Genomic DNA, 12,595 nt, shown 5'->3' with positions numbered 1-12,595 from the left:
CCCCCCGTTGGGGGCGGCGCCCCCCCCCCCCCCCCGGCCGGGGGCGGCCCCCCCCCCCCCCCCCCCCCCCCCCCCCACGTCCGGTGCCGGCCCAGCACAGCGCGACCCCGCGGACAACGACAGTTCCGCTGGCGCGAACGAGAGTTCGGTCGCCCACCGAAACCCCAGCGAGGTCGGCGAGGGTGATTCTGCGGGCGACCTGGAGGCGTGGCTCTCCCGGGAGATGGCCGACCGGCTCTCCGAGAGCGCCAACCTGAGCGCTGCCGACCGCGAGCGCGCCCGAGAACTCGTGGGCAACGACTCCGAGTACGCCGAACTCGCCGCCGAGTACACCGACGTCACGAACCGGTCGGGCTCGCCGGGCGCGAGCCGGTCCGCCGACTTCGCCGCCGCCGGCCAGCTCCAGCGCGAGTTCCTCGCCGACGTCGAACAGTACCAGCAGGTCCACGCGACCTACCGGGACGCCCGCGCGGACAACGCATCCGGCCGCGAAGTCCGACTCGCCCACGACCTCGAACGGCAGGTTGCCGAGATAAACCGCACCGCCGTCCGGCTCAACGCGACCTACGCCAACATCTCCGAGAGCGAGCAGGGCGACCTCCGGAGCGCGACGCGGACCATCGGCGAGCTGCGGGCGAACGTCACCGAAACCCAGCGGACCGTCCGCGACCAGTCGCTCGTCCGGACGACCCTCTCGGTCCGAGCGACCGAACCCGGCGGATCGTTCACCGAGCCCGTCCCGCTCGCGGGGCAGTTGCTGACCGGCGACGGCGATCCCGTCGCCGACGAGAACGTGACGCTCCGGGTCGGCGGTCGCGCGCTGAACGTCACGACCGACGGCGAGGGCCGGTTCGAGGTCGCGTACCGGCCCACGGCCGCGCGCATGGGCGACCGAAATCGAACCGTGTCCTTCCGGCCCGGCAACCAGTCGCGCTACCTCCGGGCGGACGCCTCGGTCGCGTTCGACGTCCGCCAGACCACCCCGAACGTGACCATCTCGAACCGAATCGACGCCACGCGCTACAACGAGACGATGACGGTCAACGGGACCGTGGCGGCCGGGACCGTCGGCGTTCCGAACGTCGCGGTCGTCGTCAGCATCGACGGGGCCCGAATCGCACGAGTCCGGACCGGCGCGAACGGCTCGTTCGCCACCGCGGGACGACTCCCCGGCAACGTCTCGAACGGAACTCAGGCGGTCGAGGTGCAGGTGGTCCCCGAGAACGCGAGCGAACTCGGCCCGGAGCCGGACCTCCAGTTGGCCTCCGAGACGTCTTCGGACGTGGGGGCAGCCGCTGTCCCCGACCTGCCGCGGGACCTCGCCATCGCGCCGGCGAACGCGACCGCGACCGTCACCGTCGAGACCACGCCGACCGCGCTGTCCATCGCCGACGTGCGGACGTTCAACGGGACCGCGCTCGTCGCGGGCGAGTTGGCGACCGAGGGTGGCCAGCCCCTCCCGAACCGGACCGTCGAACTCCGGCTGGACGGACGCTCGGTCGGTAACGCCACGACGAACGCGTCGGGGCAGTTCGCGACCACGGTCGGCCTCCCGTCACGGCGCGCCGGTGGTGACTCGACCGTCGAAATCGTCGCGGCGTTCTCGCCGTCCGAGGGGAACCTCGCTCCCGCGGCGGCGAACCGGACCGCGACGCTCGACGCGACCGGCGGGCTCGTGACCGGCAGGCAGCTCAGGTTCGGACTCGCCGGACTGCTGGTTCTCGCGGTGTTCGCGGGGTTCGTCTGGCGGTATCGCTCGTCTGCGGAGGGAATCGCGAAATCCGACCGCGAGGCCGATCCGGGCGCGGGAGCATATCCGAACGCGGAGGCCGGTCCGGAGTCGGCCTCCATCGACGACCTGACTGGTAGATCGACCGTCGCGCTGCTCGACTCGGCCACGACCGCGCTGGCCGACGGCCGATTCGACGCGGCGGTCGCGGCGGCGTACGGAGCGGTTCGTCGACGGTTCGAGGCCGTCGGCGGGCCGCGAACGACCAGAACTCACTGGGAGTTCTATGCGGACTGCCGGAACGCCGGGCTACCCGAGGAGCGACTCCGAGAACTGGAGCTGGTGACCGAGACGTACGAGCACGCCGCGTTCGCCGACGAGTCGGTCGCTGCGGCCGACGCACACGAGGCCGTGGCGGACGCGAGAACGCTGGTGGAGTCGGCGGACCTAGACGCCGAGCCCCCAGTCGGCGCGCGCTCGGAGACCGACCAGTCCTCGGAGATTCCCGAGGACGCGACCGAGTTGCCGACCGACTAGCGGTCGTCCAGTTCGCTGGTCGGCCGACCAGTAATCGCCGATCAGTCGGCTGTCGTCGCCTCGCGCTCTGCTACCGGCCGAAGCTCCGCGCTGAAGTGGCGGAGTTCGGCCATCCCGGGCTCCTCGACGATCTCCAGTCCCGAGATCTCGCCGGCGTCGCGGCGCTCGGCCACGCTTTCGAACGTCTCGGCGACGTGTTCGAGGTGGTCCGCGCCGTAGGTTCGTCGGGGGAGCGCGAGCCGGACGAGTTCGGGTCGGTCGGTGTCGGGGAACGCGAAGCTCCCGAGTTCGACCCCGCGGACGCCGCCCTCGCGGTAGAGTTCGCAGACCAGCGCTTGCCCGGGGAACTGCTCGGCCGGAATCTCCGGGAGAAACGCGGCGGCGTCGACGTACACCGCGTGGCCCCCCGTGGGCCGGACCACCGGGACGTCGCGCTCGGCGAGCATGTCACCGAGTCGCTGGACCTGCCCCACGCGGTCGGCGACGTAGCGCTCCTCGACCGCCTCGCGCAGGCCGACCGCCATCGCTTCGAGGTCGCGGCCTGCCATCCCGCCGTAGGTCGTGAAGCCCTCGAAGAGGATGCCCCGCTCGCGCGCCCGGTCGTAGAGCCCGTCGAGCGCCGGGTCGTCGCCGATGCCGACGAACCCGCCGACGTTGACCAGCCCGTCCTTCTTCCCGCTCATGACGACCGCGTCGGCGGACGAGAGCTGTTCGCGGGCCACCTCGGCGACCGAGGCGTCGGCGAACGCCGGGTCGCGCTCTCGGACGAAGAAGGCGTTCTCCGCGAACCGGCAGGCGTCGATCACGAAGACGGCGTCGAGTTCGTCGGCGACCTCGCGGGCGCGCCGGACGTTCTCGACGCTGACGGGTTGGCCCGCCAGCGAGTTGTTCGTGAGCGTGACGACCACCGCAGGAATGCGCTCCGCGCCGACCTCCGCGGCGAGTTCCCGGACCTTCTCCACGTCGAGGTCGCCCGCGAAATTACGATTTTCGCCTTCCTCTCCGCTCTCGATTCCCTCTACGCTGGCGTCGAGCGGGCAGTCGACCGGCTCGCCCCCGGCGTTGGTGACGTGCGCCCGCGTGGTGTCGAAGTGGGTGTTGTTCGGCACGTAGTCGCCCTCGGAGACGAGCGCGCCGTAGAGGACGTTCTCCGCGCCGCGGCCCTGATGGGCCGGGACGATGCGCTCGAAGCCCATCACGTCCGAGATGGCTTCCTGCAGTCGTTCGAAGCTCGTGCTCCCGGCGTACGACTCGTCGCCTTTCATCAGCGCGGCCCACTGGGACTCGCTCATGGTGCCGGTCCCGCTGTCGGTCAGCAGGTCGACGTACACCCCCTCGGAGTCGAGTTCGAAGACGTTGTAGCCCGCGCGTTCGAGATTGGCCGCCCGCTCGTCGCGCTCGGGCAACTGGATCGGAGAGACGACTTTCGACTTGTAGGCTCGCATGTCCGACGAGTCTACCTCGGCGGACGTATTACTTCCGTAACAATTGCGGGCGAAAGCGCCCCACTCCGGCGGTTCCCTACCGAAGCTGTCGGCCCAACTCCCGAACCGGTCGCGAGGTGTGAAAAACCACCACCGAGGGCCGGGTCTGTCCACCGCGCCGCGTCGACGCGGCGCGGTGGACAGACCCGGCCGTTCGGTCGATTAGTTGTTCTCGCTCTTGCATCCCGAAACGTATTTGCGTTTACGTTTACGATTCCGTTTACGTTTTCGAATCTATTCCCGATTGCGTTTACGGTGGCGTAAATAGACCTGTCCGCTTCAGTCGAATCCGGCGACGAGATAGCAATCGCGGTCAGTACCCCGTCGCGTTACCGTCCTTCCGGGGCTCGGTCGCGCCCGAGAGTGTCTCGCCCTCGCGGCGGGTGACCTGCGCGCCGCCGAACATCACCGGCGGAAGCACGCGCACGTCGTGGCCCATCCGGGCGAGCTTCGACGCGACCGCGCCGTCGACCCGGCCCTCGACTGCGAGTTCGCCCGACTCGCGGTACCGCCAACGGGGGTGGTCGAGCGCCGCCTGCAGGGGCATGTCGTAGTCCACGATGTTCGAGATGACCTGCACGTGGCCCTGGGGCTGCATGAACCCGCCCATCACGCCGAACGCGGCCCAGTCGTCCTCGCCGAATTTCGCCATCGCGGGGATCAGCGTGTGGAACGGCCGCTTGCCCGATTCGAGGCTGTTGGGGTGGTCCGGGTCGAGCGAGAACGAGGCCCCGCGGTTCTGGAGCGCGATGCCGGTGTCGCCCGCCACGAGCCCCGAGCCGAAGCCCGCGAAGCGGGAGTTGATGTACGACACCACGTTGCCCTCGTCGTCGGCGACGGTGAGCAACACGGTGTCGGCGTCCTCGGCGGGATTCGCCTCGGAGTGGGAGTTCGGCACGCCGAACGACACGTCGTTGTCGGCCGACTCGTCGATGCCCGCCGCGCGCTCGGCGGCCCACTCCTTCGAGCCGAGCGGCGGGATCTCCTCGTACTCGGGGTCGGTGACGTACCGGTGGCCGTCGTGGAAGGCTCGCTTCGTCGCCTCCGCGAAGTAGTGGATGCGCTCGGGCGAGTCGACGGGGTGGTCGCCCGCGCCGATCTCCTCGGCGATGTTGAGTGCTTCGAGCGCGATGAGCCCCTGATTGTTCGGCGGAAGCTCGAATATCTCCGCGCCGTTGTAGGTGGTCGAGACGGGGTCGACGAACTCCGGTTCGAAGGACGCGAGGTCCTCGACCGTCATGAACCCGCCCTGCTCCTGAATCTCCTCTGCAATCTGCTCGGCGATCTCGCCCTCGTACACCACGTCGGCTCCCCGCTCGGCGATCTTCCGCATCGACTCGCCGAGGCGGGGAAGGGTCATCAGCTCGCCGACGCCGGGGGCTGCCCCGTCCTTCAAAAACGCCTCACGGGCGTGCTCGTCGGTGAACAGGTCCTCCGCGCCCGTCCAGTGGGAGGCGATGATCTCCGAGACGGGGTAGCCCTCGGTCGCGTACTCGATGGCCGGGCCGAGCGCGTCCGCGAGGGTGAGCTTCCCGAGCTCCTCCACGGTGGCCTCCCACCCGCGGGCCGTGCCCGGCACCGTCACCGCGTGCGGACCGAGGAACGGCATTCCCGCATCCTCGTCGGCGTCGGTGGCGTACCCCCGCGAAGCGGGGTAGTAGTCCTCGGCGTTCGGGTTCTCTCGCAGCGCCTCGCGGACGTTCTCGATGGTCGCGTCGGCGGGCGCGCCCCCGCAGGAGCGCAGCGCGCCGACCTCGCCGTCGGCGGTCCGGTAGCACGCGAACACGTCGCCGCCGAGGCCCGTGCTCGTGGGCTCGACGACGTTGAGCGCCGCGGCGGTCGCCACTGCGGCGTCGAAGGCGTTGCCGCCCTCCCGAAGTAGCTGGACGCCCGCCTCCGCGGCAAGGGGTTGGCTCGTCGCGACGAGGCCGTTGGGCGCGTAGACGGTCGAGCGACGCGAACCGAATCGGTCGGGGTCGGTCATGCGAAGGGGTTTCACGCCGGTGGTGAAAAACGGCGGGGAAGGGGAAAAAGAGGAGTCAACCGCTGGGCGATGGCCTTCGGACTACCGCTCGTGAGCGATCATCGGCATTCCGTCCCGGGGGTGCATCGTCAGCGAGGGCAGTAGTTCCGGCTCGTCCTCGCGGGCATATTCGAGGCGGTATTGCTGTGCGGTGCGAGCGAGGATGAGTTTGGCCTCCAGTTTGGCGAGGTGCTTCCCGATGCAGTGGCGGGGGCCGCCGCCGAACGGGAAGTACGCGAAGCGCGACCGGTCGCTGCTCCGGGTCCACCGGTCGGGGTCGAACTCGTCCGGGCGGTCCCAGTGGCGCTCCGAGCGGTGCATCGCCCACTGCGAGAGCATGATGGCGGCGTCCTCGGGGATTCGATACCCGCCGAGTTCGACGGGTTCGACCGGTTCGCGGAACATCGTGTACACTGGCGGGTAGAGCCGCATCGCCTCGTCGACCACGCGCTCGACGTAGTCCAGCTCCCGGACGTCGGCCATCGTCGGCCGGTCGCCGCCGAGCACGTCGCTTATCTCGTCGTGGACCCGGCGCTCGGCCTCGGGATGCTGGGAGAGCAGGTACCACGAGTAGGTCAGCGTGAGCGCGGTGGTGTCGTGGCCCGCCAGCAGCATCGTCATCACCTCGTCGCGGATCTGACGGTCGGACTGCTCGCCGCGGTCCTGGGCCCGCAGCAGGATCGAGAGCAGGTCGTCCGGCCCGTCGTCGGTCGTCGGGTCGCCGTGGGTGCCCCGCCGCTCGGCGACGATGTCGTCGATGACGCCCTCCATCGTCTCGACCGCGCCCCGGTACTCGCCGTCGCCGGGCATCGGTAGCCACTGCGGGGCCGCGAATCGAACGGGGTCGGGCTCGAAGCGCGCCCCGAGCGGTTCGAGGGCCTCGCGGATCGTTTGAACCCGCTCGTCGTTCAGGTCGGTCCCGAGCATCAGGTCCACGATGACGGCGAGGGTCACCTGCGTCATGTCGCGTTCGAGGTCGACCTGCGCGCCGTCGGTCCACCCGGCCAGCAGGTCGTCGTTGTGACTCACGATGTCGTCGGCGAACCCCATCAGCCGAGTCACGTCGAACGCGGGATTGGCGAGCTGGCGCTGTTCGCGCCACGTCTGGCCCTCGCTGAGCAGGAGGCCCTTCCCGAGGAGGTCACCGAGCGCGTCGTTCTGGAAGTCGGGTTTGCGGTACTGGTCGGCCTCCGAGACCAGCACGCGCTCGACGTCTGCCGGGTCGGTCAGCAGATACGTCTCTATCGGACCGAGGTCGAACCGGACCACGCTCCCGTACGCCTGCTCGCACGCCGACAGGAAGCGGAACGGGTCGCGGGCGTACCGGCGACTGCTGCCGAACAGCGGCTCCCCGCTCGGTCCCGGTGGTGTGGAACTCATCGTCACACTCTTGGGCGCGAGCAGGAAGAATCCAGCGGTGGGCACCCGGGTCGGCCGGGAGCGTTTAGGGCAGTAGCACACCTCGGACGTCGGGAGTGTGCCGGAGCGTCTCGGCCGCGAGCAGATACATCGCGTACGCCTCGGCGTGGGGATGCTTCGAGTCGCGCGGGCCCTGCAACTCGTACGGCCAGTCGCCGATGGCGATCTCCTCGCGCGGACGCTCTGCGAGCGCGCGGGTGAGCGGGTCGCCCGAGTCGTCGAGCAAGTTCCGAAGTCGGCGGACGGCCTCGCGCTTCGTGCCGGCGGCCAGCGCGGCGTCGACCCCGCTGTCGGCGAACGCCCCGTCGAGTCGTTCCATCGCAGATTGGAAGGCCCGGCCGTGCTGGAGCGCTCTGGCGTGCTCGACCGCGGCGCGAGCCAGCAGCCCGTTTCGGAGCCCTTGTCTCGGTGGCCGCGCGTCGTACGCCTGAAACAGCCCGTTGTGGAGCACGTCGGTGACCGCCCGCTCGTGAGCGCCCTCGTCGGCGCGCTCGGCGAAGCGCTCGATTGCGGCGTCGCGGGTCGGGAACTCGCTCTCGATGCGGTCCGCGACACTCCGCCAGGTCTCGTCGAGGTGGGCTTCGAGGTCGGTGGTCTCGCCCGCGTCAGCCTCGTCGACGTTCGCGCGGTGGGCTTCGTAGATGGCCCGCGCGTCGCCGAGCCAGCGGCGACCCTCTATCGCGCCGCGGATGGCCTCGACGGCCTCGCGGTAGTCGTACTCCTCCTTGGCGACCTGCTCGCCGGAGAGGTACACCTGCCCGTACGCCTTCATCCGGGCGAAGTAGAGCGCGCGCTCGGTCCGGTGGAGATACGCGAGGCCGCGCCGCGGGTCGACGACCTCGTAGCTCGTCGCGTCCGCGAACTCGTTCCCGTCGTGGTGGAGGCCCGTCGACCGCTCGTTCAACGCCGCGACCTCGTAGTCGTCCGCGATGGCTCGCGCGGCTCCCAGCGACCACGCCGCGCGGTTCACGCCGAGTCGGAGGATCCGCAGTGCGTCCGTGGTGGGGTCGGCTCCCTCGGCTTCGCCAAATTGCTCGCGGGCGGCGTCGAGCGTACTTCCGAGATTCCGGTCGAACTCCTCGTTCTGGGTCTGCACGTCCGAGTCCTCGACTCCCTTCCACGCGGTCTCCGCGCGGTCGATCACGTCCCGGAGGTGGTCCCGGGAGTCGTCGAGCGCGCTCGGCGCGACGGGTAGCGACGTGTCGACTTGGGGAATCGACATGCGCTCGGTCCGGAGTTCGAGGAGGGGTGACGGGAGGATGTTCGCTGGGAGGAACCGGTATCCGGTGAAGCCGAGCGCGCTACCGCCTGTGAGACCGCCGAGGAGGCGTCTGCGAGTGAGGGAGGGCATGGAGGGCGTTGGCCGAGACTGGTTGGGCGTCGAGCAAATGTCTTGTGGATAGCGAGCAAAATCCACACCCTTCCGACGCGTCAGCGTAGACGGCCTTGCAGGGAACTCGCAACTGCCACGGCCGGTCTATCGGATCACTGCTCTGCCGATGTCTCCTCTTCTTTCGACTGAGTCGCACTCGCGGTGCCGTAGAGCAGTCCGAGAAAACTAATCGCGAGCCCGCCCAGCAGACCCCATTGAGCGATTCCGGTGACCGGACCTAACTCGTATCCGTACCGGATAGCGTCGTGGACGAGGATGAACCCGCTCGCGAGAATCACTGCAATACCGAACAGCATCGGTCTCGTTCCAGCCATACTCGTGGTCGACTGTGTCGTTACTTCAGCGTTGGTGGTCCGCCGGTCGCTTCAGCGTTGGTGGTCCGCCGGTCGAACGAAAGACGGCTGGACCGTCAGTTCCGCACCACGCCCTCCGGCCCTCGCGCCAGATACTCCCGACCGCCTTTCTGGACCTGTAGCTCGCCGTCCTCCACGACGACTTCACCGCCGACGATGGTGTGGGTCGGCAGGCCGGTCAGCTCCTCGCCGTGGAACGTCGAGTAGCGCGGCTCCATCGTGTGGTAGAAGTCGTCGTCCACGACGGCGGATTTTTCGAGGTCGACGATCACCATGTCGGCGTCCGACCCCTCCGCGAGCGCGCCTTTCCGGGGATAGAGCCCCCAGCGCTTGGCGTTGTTCTCGCAGGCGACCTCGACCAGTCGCTCCATCGAGATGCGATTCTCGTTGACGCCCTCGCTCATCATCACCGGCAGGAAGTACTCGATGCCGTTGTTGTCGCCCGGAATCGCGTCCCATATGTCGCCGTACTTGCCGCCCTCTTTCTCCTTGAACTCGATCTTGTGCGGGCAGTGGTCGGTGCCGAGGTACTCGACGGTGCCGTTGCGCAGCCCCTCCCAGAGGCGCTTCTTGCTCGCCTCGCCACGGAGCGGCGGCGAGATCTTGCCCCAGACGCCCAGATCCTCGTCGTTGGTGTGGGCGAGGAACGCGGGCAGGGTCTCGGCGTGGAGGTTGACCCCCTGCTCCTGAAATCGCTCGCAGATGTCGACGCCCTCGCCCGTGGACATGTGGACGATGTAGGCTCTGGAGTCGGTGTACTCGGTCAGCCTGCCGATCTGCTCGATCTGCATCGCCTCGCAGATATTCGGCGCGGACTCGGACCACGCTTCGAGGTCGTTGCGGCCCGCCTCCTGCAACTCCTGTCTGCGCTCGTGGGCCAGATCCTCGTTCTCGGCGTGGAACATCACCACGCCGTCGTTGATATCCGACACTTTGTCCAGCACCTTGTACACCCGTCCGGCGTCCGAGTGGTCGATTCCCAGCTCCGGCGAGGCGTGTTTGTACCAGTTGAAGAACACCTTGAACGAGCGGACTCCTTCTTCGGCCAGCCCATCGATCTCGTCGACGTGGTGGTCCTGGTGGACGATGGCGTGGTACGCGAAATCGATGTAGGAGTTCTCGCGGCCCACCTCGCGGAAGAAGTCCATGTCCGGGAGGTAGGGGTCTGGCTGGAGCAGGAAGTTGACCACCGTGGTCACGCCGCCGTGGACCGCCCCGCGCGTCTCGGTCTCGAAGTCGTGGGCCAGCCCCTCGTGGTACTCGTACTCGTACCGCGAGAGCCCCCAATGGACGTGCGGATCGATGAAGCCCGGAATGAGGTAGTTGCCTTCGGCATCGATAGTCCGGTCGGCGTCCGGCAGGTTGCGGTCCGAACCCACAGCGATGATCTCGCCGTCGGCCGCCGCGACCCCGCCGTCGATGGTGCCGCTCGGGGTGACGACGCGCGCGTTCACGACTCGCAGGTCGGCATGGTCGTTCATACCACACCACACATAGCAGCGAAACTTAGAGTTATCCCCGGAGCACTGCAGTTGTGTTCTAATGAGAAGCGAGAACTGCAGTATTAGCCTCGAAAGCCCTCGGCCGCTCGGCTCCCGCGGCTCGCTGCGCGCTTCGCTCCCTTCGGTCGCTGCAGTGCTTGCATCGCCGGGGTTTGCCGACCGCCCTCGCCCTTTCAGTCCACCAGGATGACGTTTGATCCACCGAGCGAAGCTGAGAACTGGTCCCGCGTTTCTGAACAGTCCCTTGCTAAACGTCCAAAACCCCCGATCAGTCGCTCGTGCCTGCTTCCGGCGTCCAATCGTCGAGCGTGCGCTGGACGGCTTCCTCGCCCACGGCGCGGGCGAGCGTCTCGAAGCCGGCCCGCTCCGCGCGGTCGTCCGAACTGGCGAGTAGCCGCGAGACGATGAACTCCGGCGTCGACTTGCCGACCGTCTCGAATCTGGGCTGGTAGTCGACCACGAGGTCGAGGTCCGGGTCGAGCCCCTCCGCGAAGATGCCGTCCTTGCGCGCTTTTTCCGGAAGCGGCTTGAGGTCGTCCGCGAGGTGGGTGACGAACACGCCGAGCGCGCCCCGGTCGACCGTCAGCCGGACGAGGCCGTGGAGCAGGTCCGCGGCGCTCCCCGGCTCGGTGATGGCCTCGAACTCGTCGACCAGCATCAGGGTGTTCGACCCCTCGGTCAGCGGCGGGACGATGCTCCGGAGGGTCGACTCTAGCACGCCCGCGTTGAAGCTAGCGTGTCGCCGGTGGAACACGATGTCGTCCGAGATAGACACCTCCGCGCGCTCGGCGGGCACCGGCAGGCCCATCTGGGCGAGCAGCGCGACCCCGCACAGCGTCTCCAGCAGGGTCGTCTTCCCGCCGGAGTTCGCGCCGGTCAGGACGGCCACGCGGTCGCCCGAGGGTGGTGAGGGGCCGGCGTGCGCGTTCGAGTCCGCCGGCGCGGCGGGGTCGCCGCCGAACACGTCGTGGTCGCCCACCGCGTAGTTCACCGGCTGAACCTCCTCACCGCCGGCGACCAGCGAGACGTTCCGCGCTCCGCGGACCGCGAAGCCCGACTCGACGAACGTGGGCCGCGAGAGGTCGAAGTCCACCGCGAAGCGAGCCAGCGAGAGGTGAAACGCGAGGTCCGACACTGCGGCGGACGCGGCGTCGATGGCCTCTTGGGTCTCCGCGATGCGGCCCCTGAGCCGCCGGGCCACCGAGCGCTCGCGCTCCTCGACGGTCTCCCGGAGATCGGCGACCAACTCACGGAGCGTGGCGTTCACGAAGTCCGTAGCGTCGGCGGCCTCGTCGGGCGTGGCGTCGCGCACCCGCTGGTAGCCGGCGTCTGTCTCGCTCGACACGTAGTCGATGACGACTTCGGAGAACTCCGCGCCGGAGCGGGCCTCCTCACGAATCTCGGCCATTGCGTCGAGCGAGTCCGCCGAGAGGGCTTCGACGCCGTCGAGCGAGTCCCGCAGGTCGTCCAGTTCGTCGTCGACGCCGCGGGCCACGTTCCCGCCGTCGAGATCGCGGAGCGCGCCCGCGGCGGCTTCGAGGTCGTCGCGGTCGATGTCTGCGATTCGGGCGAACGCGCCCTCGGAGAGTCCCGCCTCGCGGAGCGCCAGCACCGTCCGGACCGCGGCCTCCTCCCCGCCGACGGCGTCGTCCTCGGCGTTCTCCGCGAACGCCGTCAGGACCGCTTCGCGGGTGGCATTCGCGGTTCCACCGCTCGTCTCCGAGGCGCGATGGGCCCCGCTGTCCAACTGGCGCCACGATTCGACCGCGGCCATCACGCCGTCCAGTCGGTCCCCGGCCGTCTCGCGGTCCATCAGCGGCGTCAGCACCCGGATGCGGTCGGCCGCGTCCTCGGTCACCGCGTAGTCGCTGGCCACGTCGAGCAGTTCCTTGTAGACGGCGCGGGTGTCCCGGGTCGACAGCACCGCCATCCCCTCGCCGCCGTTGGCCCGCCGGAGGATGCGGGTCGCTCGACCCCGGGAGAGCCCCGCCGAGACGAGCGTCCGGACCTCGCCGGACTCGATGGCCTCGACTGCGCGCTCGGTGCCGAGGTCGGCTTCGAGGCGCTCGCGGGTCTTCGGCCCGACGCCCCAGTACTCCTCCAGTCGCATATCCGAGGGGTGGCGCCCCCGCCTCTTAATGGTTGCAGAACGTGA

General features: G+C 69.1%; 8 protein-coding genes. 1 reads left to right on the top strand and 7 read right to left on the bottom strand.

Annotation, left to right across the window (positions count from 1 at the left end):
• Positions 1-223 precede the first annotated feature (223 nt).
• Positions 224-2,266, top strand: coding sequence for a hypothetical protein (locus DPQ64_RS08710; protein ID WP_115863968.1), 2,043 nt, complete (start codon positions 224-226; stop codon positions 2,264-2,266).
• Between the two features lie 41 nt (positions 2,267-2,307).
• Here the strand turns inward: DPQ64_RS08710 and DPQ64_RS08705 are convergent, their stop codons facing one another.
• The 7 genes from DPQ64_RS08705 to DPQ64_RS08675 all read right to left on the bottom strand — a co-directional run bounded on the left by DPQ64_RS08705 (position 2,308) and on the right by DPQ64_RS08675 (position 12,550).
• Positions 2,308-3,711: a tryptophanase gene (locus DPQ64_RS08705; protein WP_115863967.1), complete on the bottom strand. Its 1,404-nt coding sequence runs from the start codon at positions 3,709-3,711 to the stop codon at positions 2,308-2,310.
• Positions 3,712-4,063: 352 nt separating this feature from the next.
• A complete protein-coding gene (gene ggt / locus DPQ64_RS08700) occupies positions 4,064-5,734 on the bottom strand; it encodes a gamma-glutamyltransferase (RefSeq protein ID WP_115863966.1) in 1,671 nt (556 codons plus the stop codon).
• An 81-nt stretch (positions 5,735-5,815) separates the two neighbouring features.
• Entirely contained in the window at positions 5,816-7,153 is a 1,338-nt protein-coding gene (locus DPQ64_RS08695) for a cytochrome P450 (RefSeq protein WP_115863965.1), read from the bottom strand.
• Positions 7,154-7,217: 64 nt separating this feature from the next.
• A complete protein-coding gene (locus DPQ64_RS08690) occupies positions 7,218-8,543 on the bottom strand; it encodes a hypothetical protein (RefSeq protein WP_115863964.1) in 1,326 nt (441 codons plus the stop codon).
• Positions 8,544-8,677: 134 nt separating this feature from the next.
• Positions 8,678-8,899 carry a hypothetical protein gene (locus DPQ64_RS08685; protein WP_157971644.1) on the bottom strand — a complete coding sequence of 74 codons (222 nt, stop codon included), beginning with the start codon at positions 8,897-8,899 and terminating at the stop codon, positions 8,678-8,680.
• 95 nt (positions 8,900-8,994) lie between these two features.
• The gene (locus tag DPQ64_RS08680) at positions 8,995-10,419 is read right to left on the bottom strand and encodes a dihydroorotase (RefSeq protein ID WP_115863962.1); all 1,425 of its coding nucleotides are present in this window, start codon (positions 10,417-10,419) and stop codon (positions 8,995-8,997) included.
• A gap of 289 nt (positions 10,420-10,708) precedes the next feature.
• On the bottom strand, positions 10,709-12,550 hold the full coding sequence (locus DPQ64_RS08675) for a MutS-related protein (protein WP_115863961.1): 1,842 nt from the start codon (positions 12,548-12,550) through the stop codon (positions 10,709-10,711).
• Positions 12,551-12,595: the final 45 nt, after the last annotated feature.

The sequence above is a fragment of the Halorussus litoreus genome (genome assembly GCF_003382685.1).
GTDB classification, from domain to species: domain Archaea; phylum Halobacteriota; class Halobacteria; order Halobacteriales; family Haladaptataceae; genus Halorussus; species Halorussus litoreus.
The sequence above is the reverse complement of the archived record's forward strand: the minus strand, read 5'-3'. Positions and strand labels throughout refer to the sequence as shown.